This window comes from Streptomyces noursei (assembly GCF_001646665.1).
Taxonomy (GTDB): domain Bacteria; phylum Actinomycetota; class Actinomycetes; order Streptomycetales; family Streptomycetaceae; genus Streptomyces; species Streptomyces lavendulocolor.
In genome coordinates this window covers 1-21176 of the sequence record NZ_LWBU01000260.1, presented here as the reverse complement: position 1 = coordinate 21176, position 21176 = coordinate 1, and the positions used below count along the sequence as shown (strand labels likewise).

Below are 21176 nucleotides of genomic sequence, written 5' to 3'. Positions count from 1 at the left end.
CCCGCCCGGCGGGGGTCAGTCGCGGGGCGACTGCGTCTGCGCGGCGCGCTCCGCCTGCTTCTCCTTGATCCGCACCGCTTCCTTGCGGACCTCGGCCTGGACCGTGCGCTCGTGCACCAGCCACTCGGGGCTCTCGGCCTTCAGCGCCTCGATCTGCTCGGTGGTGAGGGGGTCGGTGACGCCGCCGCGCGCGAGACCGGAGATGGAGACGCCGAGCTTGGCCGCGACGACGGGCCGGGGGTGCGGGCCGTCGCGGCGCAGCTCCCGCAGCCACTCGGGCGGGTCGGCCTGGAGCGCGGCGAGCTCGGCGCGGGAGACGACGCCCTCCTGGAACTCGGCGGGGGTGGCCTCGAGGTACACACCCAGCTTCTTCGCCGCCGTGGCGGGCTTCATGGTCTGGGTGGTCTGGTGCGACTTCATGCGTCAAGGGTATCGAGCGTGTGCGCGACCTCCGACCACCGCGTGTGCACGGCCTCCGATCACGACCGGTAACCTGGCGGGGTGACAGGCTCGGATGTATCCCCCGCGTTCCGGCTCGCCTACGTCCCGGGTGTGACGCCGACCAAGTGGGTGCGGATCTGGAACGAGCGGCTGCCCGACGTCCCGCTGACCCTCGTGCAGGTGTCCGCCGCGGAAGCGGCCGGCACGCTGCGGGCGGGCGGGGCCGACGCGGGGTTCGTGCGGTTGCCGATCGACCGGACCGACCTCAGCGCCATCCCCTTGTATACCGAGACGACGGTGGTCGTGGTCCCCAAGGACCACCTGGTGGCCGCGGCGGAGGAGGTGTCCGCCGAGGACCTGGCCGACGACGTGGTCCTGCATCCGCTCGACGACACCCTGGGCTGGGAGCGCCCGCCGGGTGTGCCCGCGAAGGAGCGTCCCGCCACGACCGCGGACGCCGTCGAGCTGGTGGCGGCGGGCATCGGGCTGCTGGTCGTCCCCCAGTCGCTGGCCCGCCTGCACCATCGCAAGGACCTCACCTACCGGACGGTGACGGACGCCCCGCAGTCGCGCGTGGCCCTGTCGTGGCCGGAGGACGCGACCACCGACCTGGTGGAGCACTTCATCGGGATCGTCCGGGGGCGGACGGTGAACAGCACGCGCGGCCCGCAGGCCCCGGCCCGGACCGCGGGCGGGAGCCAGGACAGGAGCGGTGCCGCCCGGCGGAAGCCCGCGGCGGGCAAGCCGGCCGGCAAGGGCTCGCGCGGCGGCGGCTCGGGCGCCGCCAAGGGCGCTCCCAAGAGCGGTGGCAAGGGCGCCGGCAAGGGCGGGAAGCGGGGCGGGCCGCGCGGCCGGTCGTAGGTGCGGACGGCGCTGATCCCCGTTGCCGCCCGGCTGTTCGCCGTCCCGGTGACTCCCCGCCGCCGGCCCGGCCGGGCCCGCGCCCTCCCGGGCCGATTCCCGTTCCCTGCCCGGCCGCGCGGTCTGGACCAAACCCTTGACAGGGTCTTCGCTCACTCCTTGAATCACGTAGTGAACCAACCCCTGCCCCGCTCGGTTCCGCTCGGGCCCCCAACTGTCATGCGCATGTCATGACAGCCCGTCGTGTCCAGGAAGGGAGAGTCATGGACTCCCCACGGTTCCTCCGGCGCCTGCTGCTGCCGCTCGCCCCGCTGCTCACCCTCGCGGCGCTCTCCACCGCACTCGCCCCGGCGCCCGGCCCGGCCCCCGCACCGGTGCCCGCCCGCACGTCCGTCCCGGCGGGCGCGGCGGCGCCCGCCTCGACCGCGCCCGCCGCCGTGACGTTCTCCGACGACTTCGACGGGCCCGCGGGCGCCGCCGTCGACGCCGCGAAGTGGCAGACCGAGACGGGCGACAACGTCAACAACCACGAGCGCCAGTACTACACCGCCGGCAACCGCAACGCGGCCCTGGACGGCCGGGGCAACCTGGTCATCACCGCCCGCCGGGAGAACCCGGGCAACTACCAGTGCTGGTACGGGCGGTGCGAGTACACCTCCGCCCGGCTCAACACGGCCGGGCGGTTCACCACCACCTACGGTCGCGTCGAGGCCCGGATGAAGATCCCGCGCGGGCAGGGCATGTGGCCCGCTTTCTGGATGCTGGGCAACGACATCGGCCAGGTCGGCTGGCCCGCCTCGGGCGAGATCGACATCATGGAGAACGTCGGCTTCGAACCGTCCACCGTCCACGGCACCCTCCACGGCCCCGGCTACTCCGGCTCCGGCGGCATCGGCGCCGGCCACACCCTCCCCAACGGCCAGGCGTTCGCCGACGCGTTCCACACCTTCGCCGTCGACTGGAGCCCCGGCCTCATCACCTGGTCCGTCGACGGCACCGTCTACCAGCGGCGCACCCCGGCCGACCTCGGCGGCAGGCAGTGGGTCTTCGACAAGCCGTTCTTCCTCATCCTCAACCTCGCGGTCGGCGGCTACTGGCCCGGCGACCCCGACGGCAGCACCGTCCTCCCCCAGCAACTCCTCGTCGATCACGTACGGGTGACCACCGGTGGCGGCCAGACCGGCGGCCCCATCACCGGCATCGGCGGCAAGTGCGTGGACGTGGCCGGCGCCGGCACCGCCAACGGCACGCCCGTGCAGCTCTACGACTGCAACGGCACCGCGGCGCAGAACTGGACCGTCGGCTCCGACGGCACCATCCGCGCCCTCGGCAAGTGCCTGGACGTGGCATCGGGCGGCACGGCCGACGGAACCCGCGTCCAGCTGTGGGACTGCAACGGCACCCCCGCGCAGCAGTGGGCCGTCCCCGGCGCCCGGGACATCGTCAACCCGCAGGCGAACAAGTGCCTCGACGCCGCCGGCGGCGGTTCCGCCAACGGCACCGGGTTGCAGATCTGGACCTGCACCGGCGCCGCCAACCAGAAATGGACCGTCACGCGCTGAGCACGGACGAAAACAACTGTCGTCCCCGCCCTCCCGGCAGCGAGAATGCGGCATCTCGAACGGGAGGAAACCATGAGCCAGGCATCCCTGACTCTCCACGAGCTGCTGCCGCCGCGGGAACTGGCGGCAGCGCTCGACGCGGGGCACGTCACCCGCAAGACGCACCCCGAACTGCCGCTGTCCCTCTACACGTACACCAGGACGTGCCAGTACGAGGGCGTCTGGAACCGGGTCACCACGCGCTGCCGCGGGCTCGTCGCCGACGACACCACCGGTGAGGTCGTCGCGCTGCCCCTGCCCAAGTTCTTCAACGTCGGGGAACACCGGGCCGGCCGGCCGTACGCCCCCGCGCTGCCGGACGAACCGTTCGAGGTGTACGACAAGGTCGACGGCAGCCTCGCCGTGGTCTTCCACTACGCGGACCGGTGGCGGGTCGCGTCCAAGGGCTCGTTCACCAGCACACAGGCCACCTGGGCGCAGCGGCGCCTCGACGGCAGGGACACCACCGCCCTCACCCCGGGCGTCACGTACCTGGCGGAGATCCTCTACCCCGAGAACCGCATCGTCGTCGACTACGGCGACCGCCGTGACCTGGTGCTGCTCGCCGCCTTCGGCAAGGACGGCACGGAGATACCCCTGGCCGAGGCCGCTCCCGCGTGGCAGCCCGTCGGGTCCGTGGTCACGGTCCGCCCGCCGATGCCGCTCGCCGAGCTGCTGGCCCTCATGGAGGCCGGCACGCTGCCCGGCGGCGGGGTCGCCACCGGCACCGACGCGGAGGGCTTCGTCCTGCGCTTCGCGTCCGGGGTGCGGGCGAAGGCCAAACTCCCGGAGTACGTACGCCTCCACAAGGTGCTGACCGGCGTCACCGAACGGGACGTCTGGCGAGGCCACGGCGTCCAGCGCTTCGCGCACCTGCCCGCCGCGCAGCTGGTGCAGGCGCTGGGCTGCTCGCCGGAGGAACTCGCCGCGTCCGGCGGCCGTCCGCTGGACGCCCTGCTGGAGCAGGTGCCGGACGAGTTCGACGCCTGGGTGCGCGAGGTGACCGCGCGGATCGAGAAGGAGGTGGCGGACCGGGAGCGCGCCATCGACGACGCGTACCGGGCCCTCGCTCCGCTCGCCGGCGACCGTGCCGCCTTCGCGCGCGCCGTGCGGGAGCTGCCCGACGCGGCCGTCCGGCCCGCCATGTTCCTGCGCCTGGACGGGCGCCCCACGGAGCTCGTGACGTACCGTTCGGTGCGCCCGCGGGCGTCCGACCCCTTCAGAGACGACGAGGAGAACCGACAGTGCCCGTAGTGCACGTGATGACGGGCCTGCCCGCTTCCGGGAAGACGACCGAGGCCCGCCGTCTCCAGACCGAGTCGGGGGGCCGGCTGCGCCGGGTCAACCTCGACGACCTGCGCACGATGATGGACCTGCCCACCGGGGAGCGGAACTCCCGGGCCCACGAGCAGACCGTGCTCGCCGTCCAGGATGCGGCGGTCCGCGCGGCCGTCGACGGCGGGTTCGACGTGGTGGTCGACAACACCCATCTGACGCCCCACATACCCAGGCGCCTCAAAGCCGCCGTCGCGGGACGGGCCACGTTCGTCGTGCACGACTTCACCGGCGTACCGGTGGAGGAGTGCGTACGGCGCGACGGCGAGCGGGCCCGGCCGGTGGGGGAGGAGATCATCCGGCTGCTCGCGGAGAAGCACGCGACGGCCCGCCGGGGCGGCTGGCGGCTCACCGGTGCCTGGCTCAACGACCAGGTGCCCGTGGAGCCCTACGTCCCCGACCCGTCGCTGCCGTCGGCGGTCCTCTGCGACATCGACGGCACCCTCGCGCTGCGGGGGGACCGCGGTCCGTACGACTTCACCCGCTGCGGCGAGGACCTGCTCAACGTCCCGGTGCGGCAGGCCCTGCGCTCCTTCCGGCGCGCCGACGACGACGTCGTCGTGCTGCTCTCCGGACGGGGCGAGGAGCACCGGGAGACGACCGAGGAGTGGCTGCGGCGCCACGAGGTGCCGTACGACGAGCTGTGGATGCGGGCCGCGGGGGACCACCGGCGCGACGACGTGGTGAAGGCCGAGCTGTTCGACCGGCACGTCCGCCACCGCTTCGCGGTACGGGTCTCCCTCGACGACCGCGACCGCGTGGTGGCCGTCTGGCGCCGGATGGGCCTGCCGACGTGGCAGGTCGCCTACGGCGACTTCTGAGCCGTACGCCGCCGTCGGATGCGCTCCGGTGCCGTGCCTCTCAGCGCCGGGCGCACGCCCAGGCACCCATGCCCTGCATCGCCGCGAGCCTGCGGGCGGTGGCGATCTGTTCCCTCCTGGTGGCCAGGTCCGCCCGGGGGGCGTACCGCAGCCCGCCCGCCGCCACCCAGCTGGACTGCTTGAACTGCAGGCCCCCGTAGTGCCCGTTGCCGGTGTTGGCGTGCCAGCGGCCGTTGGACTCGCACCTCGCGATGGCGTCCCAGTCCACCCGCCCGCCCGGGCGTGGCCCGGCGGCCTGGGCGGCGGTGGGGGCGAGGAGCGCCAGTACGGCCGACGCGCACAGCGCTGCCGCGGTGAGCCCGCCGAGGGCGCGTCCGCTGCCGGTCCTGCTGGTGTGACGGTGCATCAGGTCCCTCTGGATGGGTCGCGCCCGCCCCCGGCAAGGGACCGGCTGGGTGACTACGACCGTAGGGGCGGGTGCGGCACCCGGCACGCGGTGTTGGGCCCATCGGGTCTGCGGGCGCGCGGAACCGGACCTCGGCCCCGCGGCTGACGCCCGGTCAGCGGCCCGTCCCGGTGAGGTGGTCCGCGACGATCCGCCCCCAGTCCCGCACCTCGGCCCGGCTGCGGGCGACCCGGAGGTCCGCCCCCAGCGCCCGCGCCACCGTCCCGGCGGTCGACAGCGGGTGACCGGGGTCGTCCGCCCAGGCCAGCACCAGGGCCGGCAGGCGCAGCCGGGCGAGCTCCTCCGGGGTCGGCAGGTCGGACTGGGCCAGACCGCGCAGCACGGACGGCAGGACCCGCTCGCCGGGGGTCGGCGGGACGTCGGGGACGCCGGACGCCGCAGGGGGCCGCGGCCCGCGCGCCCGGGCGGCGAGCCACGCCGCGGCGCCCTCCCGCTCGACGGTGTCCGCCGCCCGCCGGTTGGCCCGGGCGTACGCCTCCCGGGTCGTCCAGGCGGTGGGCGGGAGGAGCAGCACCAGGCGGGAGAACCGGTCCGGCGCCCGGACGGCGGCGTGCAGCACCGTGCCGCACCCCATCGAGGAGCCCATCGCGTCGGCCGGCCCGTCCGCGTCCAGGTGGTCGAGGAGGGCGAGCAGGTCGTCGGCGAGGGCGGGGTAGGTGTAGTCGGCGTCCACCGGCGCGCCGGTGGAGCGGCCGTGGGCCCGGGCGTCGTACCGGATCAGGCGCCGGCCCGCGCGTACCACCGGATCCCAGTCGAACAGGCCCATCCGGTCCTCCGCCGCCCGGCCGGCGAATCCGCCGTGCGCGTACACCGCGAGGGGACCGCGGCCCCGGTCCTCGTAGACCAGCTCGGCCCCGCGGTGCCGGAAGACGCGCTCCGCGGCCCTGTGCTCCTCCACTGCCCGCCCTCCGAGTAGCGTGCGGCGATTCCCGCGTCCCGTTCTCCCGGAATGATCACCCTTCGTCCTTAGTGTGATCGTCATGACGCGCACTTCTCCCCGGCCCCGCGGCGACCGCCCCCGCCGCGACCGCCGTCCGGGGTACCTGGCGGCGGCCACCGTCTTCGCCATCGGCATGGCGGGGACGACGCTCCCCACCCCGCTGTACGGCCTGTACCGCCAGGAGCTGGGCTTCTCCGAGCTGATGGTGACGGTCGTCTTCGCCTCGTACGCCGTGGGGGTGATCCTCACCCTGCTGCTGGCGGGCAACCACTCCGACGTGGCCGGCCGCCGCCCGGTCCTGCTGTGCGCGCTGGGATTCGCCGCGGCGAGCGCGGTGTGCTTCCTGCTCGAGGGAGGCCTGCCCGCCCTCTTCGCCGGCCGCGTCCTGTCCGGCTTCTCCGCCGGGCTGCTGAGCGGGGCGGGCACGGTCACGGTGCTGGAGCTGGCACCGCCCGGGCGCAGGTCCCGCGCGGGTCTCGCCGCCACGGCCGCGAACATGGGCGGCCTCGGCTGCGGCCCCCTGCTGTCCGGGTTCCTCGCCGAGTACGCCCCGCTGCCCCTGACCCTGCCGTTCCTGGTGCACCTCGGGCTCGTGGCGGTGGCCTGCGTGATCGTCCTGCTCCTGCCGGAGACCGTTCCCGACCCCCGGCCGAAGGCCCGCCCCAGGCCCCAGGGGCTGTACGTGCCCGCACAGGTCCGGGGCGTCTTCGCGCCCGCGTCCCTCGCCGCGTTCGCCGGGTTCTCGCTCCTCGGCCTGTTCACCGCCGTCGCGCCGAGCTTCGTCTCCCACGCCCTCGGCATCGGCAACCTGGCCGTCTCCGGGCTGGTGGTCTTCTCGGTGTTCCTCTCCTCCACCGTGGGCCAGGCGCTCACCGGCCGGGTGCCGGTGCGCACCGCCCTGCCCCTGGGGTGCCTGGTGCTGGTGGGCGGCCTCCTGCTCGTCGGCGCGTCGCTGTGGGCCGAGTCCCTGGCGCTGATGGTGGCCGGGGCGGTCTGCGGCGGGCTCGGCCAGGGCCTCGCCTTCCGCGCCGCCCTGACCGCCGTCGGGAACGCGGCGCCCCCCGCGCACCGTGCGGCCACCATCTCGTCGTTCTTCGTCGTCGCCTACACCGGCATCTCGCTGCCGGTCGTCGGCGTCGGCGCGCTGACGATGTGGGTGGGCCTGGAGCGCGCCGGGCTGACGTTCACGGCCTGCGTGACCGTGCTCGTCGCGGCCACCGCGCTGCACCTCGTCCGGCACCCCGCGACGAGTCGCCAGGAGTGACGCCTCGTATAAGATGATTTCTCAGTATGTGAGCCCGTGAGACATGAACCCATGAACCGGCGTCGCACCCCGGTGGTGAGGTCATCGCGTTGGACACGCACGAGTCGACCAGTGGCGCACCGGATCAGCCCCTGACCGCGGTGGGCCGCGCGGGCGTGCTCCGCGACCTGCTCCCGATCGCCCTGTGGCGGACCGACGCGGACGGAAACGTCGTCGAGTGGTCCCTGGCCGCGCAGGACGTCCTCGGCCACCGGCCCGCCGACATCCTGGGCCGGCACGCGAAGCACGCCCTCGTCCCCGAGTCCAACTGGGAACTGGCCGAACAACTGGCCCGGAGGGTCGGGGCGGGCGACGCCGTGGTGGCCACCCTCCCCGTCCTGCACCGCGACGGGCATCCCGTGACGATGGAGATGTGGATCTGCCCCGCCGCCGACCGCCGGGGCCGCACGGGCATCCTCGCCATCGCCGTGGAGACCTCCGAGGTCCTCCACATGCGCGACTCGCTGGCGGCCCTGCAAGGGCTGTTCAGCCAGTCGCCCATCGGCCTCGCCCTGCTCGGCCCCGACCTGCGCTTCCTGCGGGTCAACGAGGCACTCGCCCGTATGAACGGCGTCTCCGCCCGTGACCACCTGGGCAAACGCCTCACCGAGGTCGCCCCCGGCATCAACGCCGCCGCGCTGGAGGCCGTGATGCGGGAGGTCCTGGAACGGGGCGAGGCGGTGGTCGACGTCCGCCGCACCGGCCGCACCCCGGCCGACCCGGACCACGAACGGACCTGGTCCTGCTCCTACGCGCCCCTCCTCGACGGCACCGGGCGGCGCCTCGGCGTGGTCGCCTCCCTCATCGACATCACCGACGGCCAGCGGGCGCAGGTCGAGGCCGAGCGGGCACGCCGCCGCTTCGCCCTCCTGGCGGAGGCCGGCACCCGGATCGGGACCACGCTGGACCTGCGGCAGACCGCCGAGGAGGTCGTCCACCTGCTCGTGCCCCGGCTGGCCGACTCCGCCGACGTCCACCTGCGCGAGGAGGTCCTCGACCCCGACGAGGCCGGCGCGTCCACCCAGGGCATGACCCGGCGGGTCGCGATGGCCTTCGACGACCCCTCCGCCCCCGCCGACGCGCTGGCGGTCGGCATCACCTACCGCATCCCGCTCGGCTCGGTCTACGAACGGGTCATCGCCGAGGGACGCCCGATGGACCTCCACCAGAGCGACATCCCGGCCCTGGTCAGCGACCCGCGCGCGGAACGGCTGCGCAGCTACCTCAACCGCCTCGGCTCCGCACGGCTGGTCCCGCTGGTCGCCCGCGGCAAGGTCCTCGGCGCCGTGGTGGTCACCCGCACCCGCGCCCGCGAGCCGTTCGACGAGCAGGACCGCGTCCTCATCGACGACCTGGCCGCCCGCGCGGCACTGAACATCGACAACGCGCTGATGTACACCGGCCAGCGGGACGCCGCCCTCACCCTCCGGCGCAGCCTCACCGACAACGCCCTCCCGCACGTGCCCGGCCTGGAACTCGCCGGGCGCTACCTGCCCACCAGCGACCACCAGGTGGGCGGCGACTGGTTCGACGCCATCGCCCTGCCCGGCGGCAGGACCGGCCTCGTCATCGGGGACGTCATGGGACACGGCATCCACGCGGCCGCCGTCATGGGACAGCTCCGTACGGCCGTGCGCACCCTCGCCCGCCACGACGTCCCCCCGGTGGGCATGCTCGCCTCCCTGGACGCCGCCGTGTCCGACCTCGGCGAGAACGAGATGGCCACCTGCGTGTACGCCGTCCACGACCCGGCCGCCGAGGAGTGCGTCATCGCCCGGGCCGGCCACCCGCCGCCCGCCGTGGCCGGCCCCGGCGGCACCATCGCCTTCCTCGACGGCCCGCCCGGCACACCCCTCGGGACCGGCGTGCGGGACTTCCGCACCGAACGCGTCCCCCTGGGCCCCGGCAGCCTGCTCGTGCTCTACACCGACGGCCTGATCGAGGCCCGGGACCGGGACCTCGACCAGGGCATGGAACAGCTCGCCAGGTCGCTGCGCCACCTCGACCGGCCCCTGGAGGAGATCTGCGACCGCGTCCTCGGCCGCATGCTGCCCTCGGTGGCACAGGACGACGTGGCGGTGCTCCTGGCGAGGGCGCGTCACACCACCGATCCGCCGACGGGCCGCGTCGCCCGCGACCACCTGCACATCTCGGAACGTATGGTGCAAGAGTGGTGACGATGGACACACCGGTGACGACGTTCAGCGAAGGTCCCGAAGACCCGTTCGCCGTCCGGCGCTCCGCCTCGGCGGTGCTGGACGACCGCGGCGCCGTCGTCGGCTGGAGCCGGCGGGCCGAGGCCCTGCTCGGCTACCCGGCCGCGGAGGCGCTGGGACGGAGGGCGGCCGGCTTCCTGGTCGACCCGCGCGACCAACGCGTCGTCATGGAGGCCGTGGCCGCCTGCGTACGCGGCGAGGGCTGGTTCGGGGTCGTACCCGTCCGCCACCGCGACGGCCGGCGGGTCGAGGTGGGGTGCCGGGTCCGCGCCATCGCCCGGGACGCCGACCACCGCGAGTGGTTCCTCGTCGGCGCCCCCGCGGACGACGTGATCCAGTGGGAGACGGACCGGTCCGTCCTGGACGGCCTGTTCCGCCGCTCACCCATCGGCCTGGCCGTGCACGGGCCGGACATGACGATCCTCCGGGTCAACCGGGCGATCGCCAAGTTCAGCGGAATGCGGGCCGAGGAGCACCGCGGGCTGCGCACCAGCGACTTCCTGATCCCGCGCGACACCGACACCGTCGAGGACCAGCTGAAGGAGGTCCTGGAGACCGGCCGGTCCTCCGTCTTCGCCGAGCAGCCGTGCGTACTGCGCCGCGACCCCGCCCGCGAGCTGGTCGTCTCGGTGTCCGCCTTCCGGCTGCACGACCCCGCCGGGCGGATCCTCGGCGTGACCCAGACCATCGAGGACGTCACCGACCGGCACCTCGCCCGGCGCCGCCTCGCGTTGCTCAACGAGGCCAGCGCCCGCATCGGGACCACCCTGGACGTCGCGGAGACGGCCCGGGAACTGGCCGGCGTGGCCGTCCCGGGCCTCGCCGACCGGGTCGCCGTGGACCTGCTCGAACCGGTGGCCCGCGGCGAGGAACCCCTCCGGGACATGACCGGACCGCTCGTCCGCGCGGCCGTCCGCACCGTACCGCCGGACGAGGCGGACGACATGCACCCGGTGGGCCGCACGATGGACGTCCCGCCGGGCACGGTCCAGGCCCGCTGCCTCGCCGGGCGGAAACCGGTCCTGGACACCGGCCCGGAGGGCCCGGCCGCCTCCCCCTCCATGGAGCCGGAGCGGACGGGGGGCGCCCCCGGGCCCGGCGCCCACTCCCACCTGGCCGTGCCGCTGGTCGCCCGCGGCCTGGTGCTCGGCCTGCTCAGCCTCTGGCGGTCCCGGCGCCTCGAACCGTTCGAGGAGGACGACGTCACGCTCGCCGAGGAGTTCGCCGCCCGCGCCGCCGTCTGCATCGACAACGCCCGCCGCTACACCCAGCAGCACCAGGCGGCGCTCACCCTCCAGCACAGCCTCCTCCCGCACACGGTGCCCCGGCACCCGGCGGTCGACGTCGCCCACCTCTATCTGCCCGCCGACGCCACGGCCGGCGTCGGCGGGGACTGGTTCGACATCATCCCGCTCTCCGGGCTCCGGGTCGCCCTCGTCGTCGGCGACGTGGTCGGGCACGGCATCCACGCCGCGGCCACCATGGGCCGGCTGCGGGCCGCCGTCCACACCCTCGCCAACCTCGACCTCACCCCCGACGAGGTGCTCTCCCACCTCGACGACCTCGTGGACCGGCTGGCCGCCGAACAGGAGCCGACCGACGACCTCTCCCGTCAGGTCGTCGGTGCCACCTGCCTGTACGCCGTGTACGACCCGGTCTCCCGGAACTGCGCCCTCGCCCGTGCCGGCCACCCGCCGCCCGCGGTCGTCACCCCCGACGGGCGTGCGAGCCTCCTCGACCTGCCCGCCGGCCCGCCCCTGGGCCTCGGCGGGCTGCCGTACGAGTCCGCCGAGCTGAGCCTCGCCGAAGGCAGCCTCCTCGCCCTCTACACCGACGGCCTCGTCCAGGCCGGCGACCGGGGCACCGACGAGCGCGACGTCGACGAGCGCGTGGCCGACCTGTGCGCCGCGCTCACCGGCCCGGCCCGCGCCCTGGAGGACACCTGCACCGCGGTGCGCGAGGCACTGCTGTACGACCACCCCACCGACGACGTCGCCCTGCTCGTCGCCCGCACCCGGGTCCTGGCCGAGGAGAAGGTGGCCACCTGGGAACTGCCGGCGGAGGCGACCGCCGCCGCCCGCGCCAGGACCCTGACGGAGGCCCGGCTCACCGAGTGGGGCCTGGAGGACATGCACTTCACCACCGAACTGATCGTCAGCGAACTGGTCACCAACGCCTACCGGTACGGCGGCGGCCCCATCACCCTGCGGCTCATCCGCGACCGCCACCTCATCTGCGAGGTGTCCGACGGCAGCAGCACCTCCCCGCACCTGCGCCGGGCGCGCAGCACCGACGAGGGCGGCCGGGGACTGTTCCTGGTGGCCCAGCTCACCGAGCGGTGGGGGACCCGGTACACCCGTGAGGGCAAGACCATCTGGACCGAGCAGGCGCTGCCGCCCGTCAGGCCAGAGCCGTCGCCGCCCCTCTGAGGACCAGTCCGCAGCCGAGCACCAGGACGACGGTGGCCGTGCCGAGCGGCGCCATCCGGTTGGCCAGGGCCACGAGCCGGCCGCGCGGCCGGCGCACCAGCCGCCGCCTGGTGGTCTCCCGCAGCCGCACCACGGCGAACCCGGCGCCCGCGAGGGTGAGCGCGACCCCGGCGCCGTACGCCAGGACCAGCAGGAGGCCGAACCACGCCTGGCCGAGGGCGGCCGCCCCGATCAGCACGACGACGGCGGACGGGCTGGGGACCAGGCCGCCGGCCAGACCCATGAGGATCACCCCGCGCAGGCCGGGAGCGGGAGGGGTGTGGCTGTGCCCGTGCGGGTGGGGGTGCGGGTGACCGTGATGGTGGCCGTGGTCGTGTCCGCCGGGACCGTGACCGTGGCCCTGCGCGTGCGCGTGTTCGTGCGCGTGCTCGTGGGAGTGTTCCTGCCCCTGCCCGTCGTGCCCGTGCCCGTGTCCATGCGCGTGGCCGTGCGTGTGCCCGTGGGCGTGGTGGCGCCGGCGCCAGGCCCGTCGCAGCAGCAGACCGCCCGCCACGGCGACCAGCGTGCCGCTGGCGATGCCCAGCCAGGACACCACCGTGGGCGCAGCGGCGGACCCGGCCGTGATCAGCGCACCCAGGGCGAAGACGCCCAGGGTGTGGGTGAGGGTCACGGAAGCCCCGAGCGTCAGCATGTCCCGCAGGGAACGGTGGCCCCCCGCCGCCGCGGCGGCGGCCATCATCGTCTTGCCGTGCCCCGGGGCCAGCGCGTGCATGGCGCCCAGCAGCACCGACGCACCGAGCGCCAGCAGCGCGAACCCGGCGGTCAGTTCGTGCCGGGCCACCAGCCCGGTGAGCGCCTGCGCCCAGCGGTCCGCGCCCCTGGGCAGCACGCCCGACACCGGGGACCCCGCCTCCTCGTCCGGCCCGGCGGCCGCGGCCGGACCGCCGGCCCGCACGGTGAAGGCGGCCGACCGGGAGTCGGGCGGCGAGGAGAGCAGGTCGTCGGGGTAGGCGGTGAGCCGCCGGGACACCGACTCGGCCGGCACGCCCGCACCGGCCGGTGTCATCCGGTCGCCCCGCACGGTGATCTCGCGCCAGCCCGGGCCGGCCGCCACCGCCGCCGGCGCGTAGCCCAGGCGCGTCTCGTCCGCGCGCGGCAGCGGCGCCGTCAGCACGCACGTCACCCGCAGGGTCTCCAGCCCCGCCTGGCCCGGGCGCACTTCGGCCTCCGCGCCGGCGGCCGACAGCGCACGCGCGTCACCGCCGCCGACGACGAGCCGCGCGTCCTGCGCCGCCGTGTCGCAGCGGCCCGCCGCCCACGCCGACAGCTCGGCGGGGGAGAGCCGGTCGTCGCCGTCGGCGTCGATGCGCCCGCGTTCCTGCGAGGCGGGGATCTCGGCGAGGTCCTCCACGTGGTCCACGGTGAGCTTCCCCGGGGCGACGAGGAGGCCGTCGTACTGGCTGACGGTGAAGTTCCCCAGCGGGTGGGCCTGCGCCGCCTGCGCGGGCAGCAGCGCCAGGGCCGTGCCCGCCAGCAGGGTGACCAGGGCCCGGGCGGTCCGGCGGCGGGTCATGACGTCCCCTCCAGCGCGGTCAGGGCCGCCTTCGCCTCGCGGGCGCCGGTCGCCGAGAAGCCCGGGTTCAGCGCGAGCGCGGCAGCGAGGTCGCGGCGCGCTCCGGCGTCGTCGCCCAGGGCGCGCTCGATCATGCCGCGGTGGAAGAGGAAGGAGGCGTTGCGGTAGCGGGGGGAGAGGGAGGCCGCCTTCTTCGCGTACGTCAGCGCCTCGGCGTGCCGGCCGGCGGTGTGCAGCGCCCAGGCGAGCGCGTCGGCCGTGTGGACGCTCTGGCGGCGCGCCCATTCGGCGCGGGCCGCCTTCAGCGCCTCGGCGGCGTCGCCGTGGTCCGCCTCCACGAGGGCGGACTCGAGGTCGGTGGCGACACCGTTGGCCCGGGCCAGCCGGGTCCAGGTGCGCACGAGGGCGTACTGCTCCCCGGCGTGCTCGCGCCGGCCGAGCGCCTCGTACAGCTCGCCCAGCGCGGCGAGCTGGCCGGGCAGGGGGTGGCGCCGCACCACGTCCTCCAGGTCGGCGACCGCGCGCGTGGTGTCCCCCAGCGCGGCGCGGGCGCGTCCCCGCCCCTCCTGCGCCGCCACGTTGCGCGGATCGGCGCGCAGCGCGGTCCCGAAGTGCCCCGCCGCCTCCTCGAACCGCCCGCGGCCGAACTCCAGTTGGCCGAGGGCGGTGGCGACGTACGCCTCGTCGGCCGGGGTGTACGCGGACTCCAGCGCCCGCCGCAGCACCCGGCGGGCGCCGTCCGTGTCGCCGCGCAGTTCGAGGACGTACGCGTACCGGGTGAACACCGGGATGCCGGGCCGCCGCCGGTCCGCGAGCCGTACCGCGGCCAGCGCCGCGTCGTAGCGGCCGAGTTCGACGAGGGCGTCGACCCGGGTGGACAGGGCCCGCTCGCTGTAGGGGTTCACCCGCAGCGCGTGGTCCGCCAGGCCCAGCGCCCCGGCGAAGTCGTGCCGCGCGGCCGCCAGCGCCGCCAGGCCGGCGAGGGCCGCGTCGTTCCCGGCGGCCGGGCGCAGCGCCAGCGAGCGCCCGAACGCCTTCTCGGCCTGCGGGTACCGGGTGGGATCGCCCCCGGTGCGCGCCTGCTCGACGTACGCCGCGCCCAGGGTGGCCCACCCGGTGGCGTCCCGCGGCTGGTCCCGGAGGTGCCGCTGGAGCGCGGCGATGCCCTGCGCCAGGTCCCCGGCCGCCAGCCGCTCCACCGGTACGACCGCCGCGAGCGCCGGTGCGGCCCGCCGCGGGGTGGCGTCGCCGTCGGCGCCCGAAGCCACCGAGCCGGCGGTGAGCCCGAGGGCCACCGCCACGACCGCCGCGATCCGCCACCGCCCGTGCCGCCCGTCCCAGCGGGCGAACTGCGGCTTCCGTACGAGCATCGGTTGTGCCTTCCTGGTGTTGCGCCGGATGTGGTGGCCCGGCAGCGCCGTGGGGGGAAGGAACGCTGCCGGGCCGTCATGGGGGGAGGGAGGGGCCGGGGTGTCAGCCGAGCCAGGAGCGCTGCTCGGGCCGGCGGCGGGAGCGCGACCACATCGCCCGGCCGAAGCCGACGAGCAGGACCAGCAACGCCCCCGAGGCGGCCGACGCGAGCATCACGGTGTTGTCGTCCCACGACGAGGTGAGCGACGACACCCCGCCCGACAGGCCGGTGGCGTCCGCCTTGGTCGACGCCTCGGCCGCCTTGGCGTCGGAGCCGGCGGTGGGCAGGGCGACGTAGGGGAAGGTGCGGCCGAACTCCTTGTCGTTGGCGTCGACGGCGTCACCGAGGTCGTTCTTGGCACCGACGAGTTCGCCCTCGACGGCCTGCAACGCGATGTCCAGCACGTCGTCGGTCAGCCGCCGCCCGTTGGGGAAGCCGGCGTTGTCACCGTCCAGCACACCCAGGCGCTTGGGCTCGGCGACCGGCTTGATGGAGGTGTTGAGGCGCAGCATCTCCGACGGCTTGCCGCCGGGCTGCTGGTTGAGGCCCTCGACACCGGTGAGGAACACCGAGACGAGGTCGTTGCGCGGCTCCGCCGGTGCCTTGATCTTGTAGATGCCCTCGATGAGCTTCGGCAGCTCCGGCTCGGTGACGTTCTTCAGGAAGTCCCCGTCGTTCTCCGGCGACGAGGCGTTGAACTTGTCCTTGTCCTTCACCGGGTTGACGACCTCGTTGACCAGCGGCATGCCGAGCCGGGACACCCGCGTCCACTCGCCCTCGGCGTTCCTGCGCTCGGTCGTCGCGTAGACGCCGACCACCGGCTGCTTCTCCGACTCCCGCAGGTACGAACTCGGCACCTGGAGGGCGATGGTGTTGACGTTGTACCCCTTCAGGGTGTCGTTGCCCACCTCCGACAGGTCGCCGCCGTACAGCAGGTCGAAGACCCGCAGGTCGAGGAAGAACGGGTCGTCGGCCTGGCCGGCGAACGCCTTCAGACCACCGGGGACCTTCCGCACCGCCTGGTCGCGCAGCTTCTGGTAGTCGGGCATCGACGCCTTGCCGACGTTCGACGGCGCGACCGGCAGGTCCTTCGCCAGCTGGTGGTGCGAGGCGACCTTCCCGTGCTTCAGGCGCTGCAGCTCGATGTCGTACGTCTGCGTGAAGTTGAGGTCCGGGTCGTCCAGGCTCTCCACGGCCCCGGTGTTGTAGAGGAAGGTGTTCTCGTTCTTGCGGTGGTCCTTGAACGTGAACCGGTACAGCAGGTCGTCCTGCGCGTCGCCGTCGCTGTCGACGTGGATGTCGTAGCGCGCGTCCTCGGCGAACGGGAAGAAGTTGGGCCCGCCCGCCGGTTCCTGGAACGGCAGCCAGTTGGCCACGAGTGTCGTCGAGTCCGGATGGTCGGGACTGACGAACGCGTACACGTCAGTGGTGTCGAACTGCGGCTGCCCCGATATCAGGGGGGCCTCCCGGTGGCTGGAGGCACGCGCCGTCTCCGGCAGCAGCATGCCCGCTCCGGCGGCCGCCAGGGCTCCGGCGGCCAGCGCACCGCAGGTCAGCAGGGCGACGCCCTTGATCCGCGGCATCCGTCCGCTTCCGGGGGTTGAGCTTGCGGTCATCTCGTCCGTCCTTCATGAGTCATCGCGTCCGTTCCGGCTTGCTTGTCGGACCAGTACGTGCGCAGCGGCCGTTGTGTTCGGTGTGGGGGTCTCATCGCGGCCCGGCGGCCGGCGGATCCTGGAAGCGGGCCGCGACGGTCCGGACCTCGACGGCGTAGTGCCCGTGGGTGCCACCGCCCGGCTGGAGCCGCGGGATGCGGTACGTACGCCGCGGGGTCTCGCGCCCGCCGGTGCGGGCGCCGTCCTCCGTGCCGCGCACGTCCTGGTGGGGCGGCCGGCCGGGCCTGTCGGCGGGCGCGGCATCGCCGCCGCCCAGGGCGCCCAGCGCGCCGTGGCCGAGCATCGAGGACACCACCAGGAGCCCGCCCACCGCGCCGACGCCGCAGGTACCGGCCCAGCGCCGCTTCTGCGCCTCGGCCGGCGGGGCGTACTCGTGCTCGTGCCCGTGTTCCGCGTGTGTCGCTTCGCGCGCCCACAACGGCTCCACCGTCACATGCGGCGGAGCCGTTGTCCCGAGCCCACCGGTCCGGTGGAGTTCGGCGCGGGCGGCGTCCAGGTCGTCCAGCACCCGCTGGAAGGAGTCCATGATCGACTGTGCGGAGCCGGGTTCCGCGCCCGGGGTGCGCGGGGGTTGGTCGTCGTCAACGTACAAGGCGGTGCTCCTCGCGGGGGGTACATGCCTTCCGTCGCGATCCGGAGGTGACGGGGACCGCGTTGTGTTGCTTCGTCGTCAGGCAATACGCAGCGCGAGCGAGCTTGTCTCATCCCGCCGTCGGAGACGGTTCCGCCGTGCGGCTCACCTCCACCGGCAGGTGGGGGAGGTGGTGGCCGAGCCGCTCCCGCTTCGTCACCTGGTAGAAGAGGTTCTCCGTGCGCGGCGGGATGAGCAGCGGCACCTGCTCGCGGACCGCGATGCCGTGCCGCTGCAACGCGTCCCGCTTGCGGGGGTTGTTGGACAGCAGCCGCACCGACCGCACTCCGAGGTCGTGCAGCATGCCCGCGGCCCCGCGGTAGTCGCGGGCGTCGTCGGGGAGCCCGAGAGCGAGGTTCGCCTCGACGGTGTCCAGCCCCTCCGCCTGCAACCGCATCGCGCGCAGCTTCGCCAACAGGCCGATGCCGCGCCCCTCGTGGCCCCGGAGGTAGACGACGACGCCCCGGCCCTCGCTCACCACCGCGCGCAGCGCCGCGGACAGCTGCTCGCCGCACTCGCAGTGCCGGGAGCCGAAGGCGTCCCCGGTCAGGCACTCGGAATGGAGACGGGTGAGGACGTCCTCGCCCGCTATGTCCCCGTGGATGAGGGCTATTTGTTCCTCGCCCCCGTCATGGTCCAGATAACCGGCGGCAAGGAAATCGCCGTACTCGGTGGACAACTGCACATTCACCACGTGTTCGACGCCCGTCCGGCGAGTGGTGTCATGGAGCACATCTTCGGTACCTATCATGGGCCGATCTTATCGGGTAACCTCCGGCAGTGGGTGGGAAACTGACGAGAGGAAAGGGGCGGGGAAGATGAGGGTTCCGCAGCCGCGGATGCCGGCACTGGGTATGCTGCCGCTGGAGACGACGACGGACGACGTGGAAGGATCTCACGCCGAGGTCGCCGTCCTTCCCATAGGGAGTTTCGAGCAGCACGGCCCGTTCCTCCCCCTGATGACCGACACCGTCGTCGCCTGCGCCATCGCGCGCGAGGTCGCGGCCGCGCACCCGGTGCACCTGCTCCCACCAGTGACGATCTCCTGCTCGCACGAGCACGCCGACTGGCCGGGGACCGTCAGCATCTCCGCCGCCACGCTGTACGCCGTCGTGCGGGACGTCGCCGCCTCGCTCCGCCGGTCCGGAATCGAGAACCTCGTCCTGATCAACGGGCACGGCGGGAATTACGTTTTGCGCAATGTGGTGCAGGAGTCCGCGGGCAGCGGAACGCGAATGGCATTGTTCCCCGGATCGGCCGACTGGGACGTCGCGAGGGAAAAGGCGGGAGTACTCACCTCCGCGCACAGCGATATGCACGCGGGCGAGTTGGAGACCTCCATTCTGCTGCACGACCATCCGGAACTGGTCCGGCCCGGATACGAGACCTCCGACTGGACTTCCGGCGACCGCAAGCATCTGCTCTCGCTCGGTATGCGGGCCTATACGGAATCCGGAGTCATAGGCCGCCCCTCCCGGGCGACGGCCACCAAGGGGAAAGAATTGCTGGCCGCTCTCGCCGAATCATTCGGGGAATACCTTTCGCTGCTGTCCGCGGACTCCCGGCGGGACGCCCGGTGACCGGCGACCACCGCGTCGTGGACGCGGACGCGGCATGGGAGCGGCTGCTGGGCATCCGGTCCGTGGCGGACGCCGTGTCCGCCGGTCTGGTCCCCGGCCCCGACGGCCGGATGCGCTGGCGGCACGGTACGCCGGGCGCGGACGACCTGGCCGACCGCTACCTTCCGCTGTGCCTGGCCGGCCCCCGCCTCACCTTCGCCCAGCTCGGCCAGAGCCTCGACGGCTTCATCGCCAGCCGCACCGGGGACGCCGACTACGTCACCGGCGAGGAGGACCGGGCGCACCTGCACCGGATGCGTGCCCTCGCCGACGCGGTGGTCGTCGGCGCCGGCACCGCCGTCGCGGACGACCCGCGGCTGACCGTGCGCGCCTGCCCCGGCACCGACCCCGTGCGCGTCGTGCTCGACCCGCACGGCCGGGTACCGCTGGGGCACCGGCTGTTCACCGACGGCGCGGCGCCGACCCTGTGGGTCGTGGGCGCCGCCTGCGGACGGGGGCCCGAGGTGGCGGGCCGCGACGGGGTGGACGTGCTGACCCTGCCCGACCGCGCGGCGTTCGCGCCCCGCAACCTGGTGCGCGAACTGGCCGCCCGGGGTCTGGGCCGCGTACTCGTGGAGGGCGGCGGCGTCACCGTCTCGCGCTTCCTGCACGAGGGTGCGCTGCACCGGCTGTACGTCACCGTGGCGCCCGTCCTGCTCGGCGACGGCGTGCCCGGACTGGCCTTCCCCGGGCCCGCGTTGATGCGGGACGCGCTGCGTCCCCCCACGCGGCGCGTCCGGCTCGGCGAGGACACCCTCTTCGAGCTCGACCTGGGCACGCCGGACCCGGGTGAACCGGTCGGCCACGAGCACGCCCGCGCCGGGCAGGCTCGCGGCGAGGCTCAGTAGCCCGTACACCACGGACACGGACAGGCCCTGGGCCGCGCCCAGCCCGGCCGCGCCGAAGGCCCAGGCGGTGGCCCCCTCCCGGGGCCCCCAGCCGGCCACGTTCAGCGGCAGCGCCATCGCCAGCAGGGCCAGCACCATCAGCGGCAGCAGCACGCCCGCCGGCGCCGTGACCCCGGCGGCGCGGGCCGCGAGCAGGAACATCGCGAGGAACCCCACCAGCACCGCGGCGGACGACAGCAGCACGCCCGCCCAGACGCCGGGGCCCGGCGGCCGCCCGGACTCCCCGGCGGCGTCCCGTCCCGCGGCGGCCGGGCCGCGACGCCGCCGGACGGCCACCACCGCGGCCAGCCCGCCCCCGAGGAGCGCCACCACGACCGCGCCGGTCACGGCCGGGCGCGCCTGGGCCGGCACCGCCGAGGGCGACGCGAGCAGCAGCACGGCACCCACCGCGACCAGGACCACCTGACCGGCGACCCGCTCCAGGACCACCGCCCGCACCCCCCGGCCCATGTCCCCGGCGCTGCGCCCGTGCCGCACCGCGCGGTGCACGTCACCGAGGACCCCGCCGGGCAGCACCGCGTTGAGGAACAGGGCGCGGTAGTAGTCCGCCACGGCCCGCCCGAACGGCAGCCGTACGCCCACGGCCCGCGCCACCAGGCACCAACGCCACGCGCTCAGCACGGTCGTGCACACGCCGATGCCCACGGCGGCCACGAGGGCCGGACCGTCGACGCCGCGCAACCCGTCCACGAAGGCACCGACGCCCTGCCACCACACCACCACCGCCAGGACGGCCGCCCCCGCGACCACCCCGAGACGCCGCCGCACCGCCGCACCCACGCGCGCCCGCACCGTGGCGCCCCGCACCGCCGGGCCGCCCGGCCGCATGGCGGCCAGCGGCGCCCGTTCCGCCGTGGCCGGACGTCCCGGCCCCTCGGCGGCTCGCACCTCCGCGCCCCCACCCGCCCGCGCCGCGGGGCGCCGTACCGCGGGGTCCGGTCCCGG

At 74.7% G+C, this 21176-nt stretch carries 17 protein-coding genes and 1 pseudogene; 9 read left to right on the top strand and 9 right to left on the bottom strand.

The window, feature by feature from the left end; all coding sequences use genetic code 11:
* Positions 1 to 15: 15 nt before the first annotated feature.
* Complete coding sequence (locus A4V12_RS18120; protein ID WP_064070402.1) at positions 16 to 420, bottom strand: DUF5997 family protein; 405 nt, start codon at positions 418 to 420, stop codon at positions 16 to 18.
* Between the two features lie 81 nt (positions 421 to 501).
* On the opposite strand from A4V12_RS18120, the gene A4V12_RS18115 reads away from it, so the two are divergent.
* The 4 genes from A4V12_RS18115 (at position 502) to A4V12_RS18100 (ending at position 5059) form a co-directional block, all read left to right on the top strand.
* Positions 502 to 1302: a LysR family substrate-binding domain-containing protein gene (locus A4V12_RS18115; RefSeq protein ID WP_064070401.1), complete on the top strand. Its 801-nt coding sequence runs from the start codon at positions 502 to 504 to the stop codon at positions 1300 to 1302.
* 263 nt (positions 1303 to 1565) lie between these two features.
* Positions 1566 to 2864 carry a glycoside hydrolase family 16 protein gene (locus tag A4V12_RS18110; protein WP_064070400.1) on the top strand — a complete coding sequence of 433 codons (1299 nt, stop codon included), beginning with the start codon at positions 1566 to 1568 and terminating at the stop codon, positions 2862 to 2864.
* Between the two features lie 72 nt (positions 2865 to 2936).
* Positions 2937 to 4157, top strand: a complete 1221-nt coding sequence (locus tag A4V12_RS18105) for an RNA ligase (RefSeq protein WP_064070399.1) — start codon at positions 2937 to 2939, stop codon at positions 4155 to 4157.
* Entirely contained in the window at positions 4148 to 5059 is a 912-nt protein-coding gene (locus A4V12_RS18100; RefSeq protein WP_079137112.1) for an AAA family ATPase, read from the top strand. Before A4V12_RS18105 ends, A4V12_RS18100 begins: the two co-directional genes overlap by 10 nt.
* Before the next feature lie 40 nt (positions 5060 to 5099).
* Here A4V12_RS18100 and A4V12_RS18095 read toward each other — a convergent pair whose 3' ends face one another.
* Positions 5100 to 5465: a transglycosylase family protein gene (locus A4V12_RS18095; RefSeq protein WP_079137111.1), complete on the bottom strand. Its 366-nt coding sequence runs from the start codon at positions 5463 to 5465 to the stop codon at positions 5100 to 5102.
* A gap of 154 nt (positions 5466 to 5619) precedes the next feature.
* Positions 5620 to 6423 (bottom strand): alpha/beta fold hydrolase, encoded by an 804-nt coding sequence (locus A4V12_RS18090; RefSeq protein WP_064070398.1) that lies wholly within the window; start codon positions 6421 to 6423, stop codon positions 5620 to 5622.
* An 82-nt stretch (positions 6424 to 6505) separates the two neighbouring features.
* Here A4V12_RS18090 and A4V12_RS18085 point away from each other — a divergent pair, with 82 nt between their 5' ends.
* The 3 genes from A4V12_RS18085 to A4V12_RS18075 all read left to right on the top strand — a co-directional run bounded on the left by A4V12_RS18085 (position 6506) and on the right by A4V12_RS18075 (position 12413).
* A complete protein-coding gene (locus A4V12_RS18085) occupies positions 6506 to 7729 on the top strand; it encodes an MFS transporter (protein WP_064070424.1) in 1224 nt (407 codons plus the stop codon).
* 89 nt (positions 7730 to 7818) lie between these two features.
* Positions 7819 to 9945, top strand: a complete 2127-nt coding sequence (locus tag A4V12_RS18080; RefSeq protein ID WP_064070397.1) for a SpoIIE family protein phosphatase — start codon at positions 7819 to 7821, stop codon at positions 9943 to 9945.
* A 2-nt stretch (positions 9946 to 9947) separates the two neighbouring features.
* Positions 9948 to 12413 carry a SpoIIE family protein phosphatase gene (locus A4V12_RS18075; protein ID WP_064070423.1) on the top strand — a complete coding sequence of 822 codons (2466 nt, stop codon included), beginning with the start codon at positions 9948 to 9950 and terminating at the stop codon, positions 12411 to 12413.
* Here the strand turns inward: A4V12_RS18075 and A4V12_RS18070 are convergent.
* The 5 genes from A4V12_RS18070 to ribA form a co-directional block, all read right to left on the bottom strand.
* Positions 12385 to 13986 (bottom strand): sulfite exporter TauE/SafE family protein, encoded by a 1602-nt coding sequence (locus A4V12_RS18070; protein WP_064070396.1) that lies wholly within the window; start codon positions 13984 to 13986, stop codon positions 12385 to 12387. The two genes, A4V12_RS18075 and A4V12_RS18070, sit on opposite strands and share 29 nt — an antisense overlap.
* Entirely contained in the window at positions 13983 to 15356 is a 1374-nt protein-coding gene (locus A4V12_RS18065) for a tetratricopeptide repeat protein (RefSeq protein WP_064070395.1), read from the bottom strand. The genes A4V12_RS18070 and A4V12_RS18065 overlap by 4 nt, the downstream gene beginning before the upstream one ends.
* A gap of 103 nt (positions 15357 to 15459) precedes the next feature.
* A complete protein-coding gene (locus A4V12_RS18060) occupies positions 15460 to 17013 on the bottom strand; it encodes a DUF4331 domain-containing protein (protein ID WP_064070394.1) in 1554 nt (517 codons plus the stop codon).
* Between the two features lie 91 nt (positions 17014 to 17104).
* A complete protein-coding gene (locus A4V12_RS18055; RefSeq protein ID WP_064070393.1) occupies positions 17105 to 17665 on the bottom strand; it encodes a hypothetical protein in 561 nt (186 codons plus the stop codon).
* Positions 17666 to 17774: 109 nt separating this feature from the next.
* Positions 17775 to 18455 carry a GTP cyclohydrolase II gene (gene ribA / locus A4V12_RS18050; RefSeq protein ID WP_064070392.1) on the bottom strand — a complete coding sequence of 227 codons (681 nt, stop codon included), beginning with the start codon at positions 18453 to 18455 and terminating at the stop codon, positions 17775 to 17777.
* 88 nt (positions 18456 to 18543) lie between these two features.
* On the opposite strand from ribA, the gene A4V12_RS18045 reads away from it, so the two are divergent.
* On the top strand, positions 18544 to 19284 hold the full coding sequence (locus A4V12_RS18045; RefSeq protein ID WP_107415432.1) for a creatininase family protein: 741 nt from the start codon (positions 18544 to 18546) through the stop codon (positions 19282 to 19284).
* A complete protein-coding gene (locus tag A4V12_RS38845) occupies positions 19281 to 20171 on the top strand; it encodes a dihydrofolate reductase family protein (protein ID WP_107415430.1) in 891 nt (296 codons plus the stop codon). The genes A4V12_RS18045 and A4V12_RS38845 overlap by 4 nt, the downstream gene beginning before the upstream one ends.
* Here A4V12_RS38845 and A4V12_RS35175 read toward each other — a convergent pair.
* Positions 20115 to 21059: pseudogene (locus tag A4V12_RS35175) on the bottom strand (lysylphosphatidylglycerol synthase transmembrane domain-containing protein); the annotation flags it as partial. The gene A4V12_RS38845 and the pseudogene A4V12_RS35175 overlap by 57 nt on opposite strands.
* Positions 21060 to 21176 lie beyond the last annotated feature (117 nt).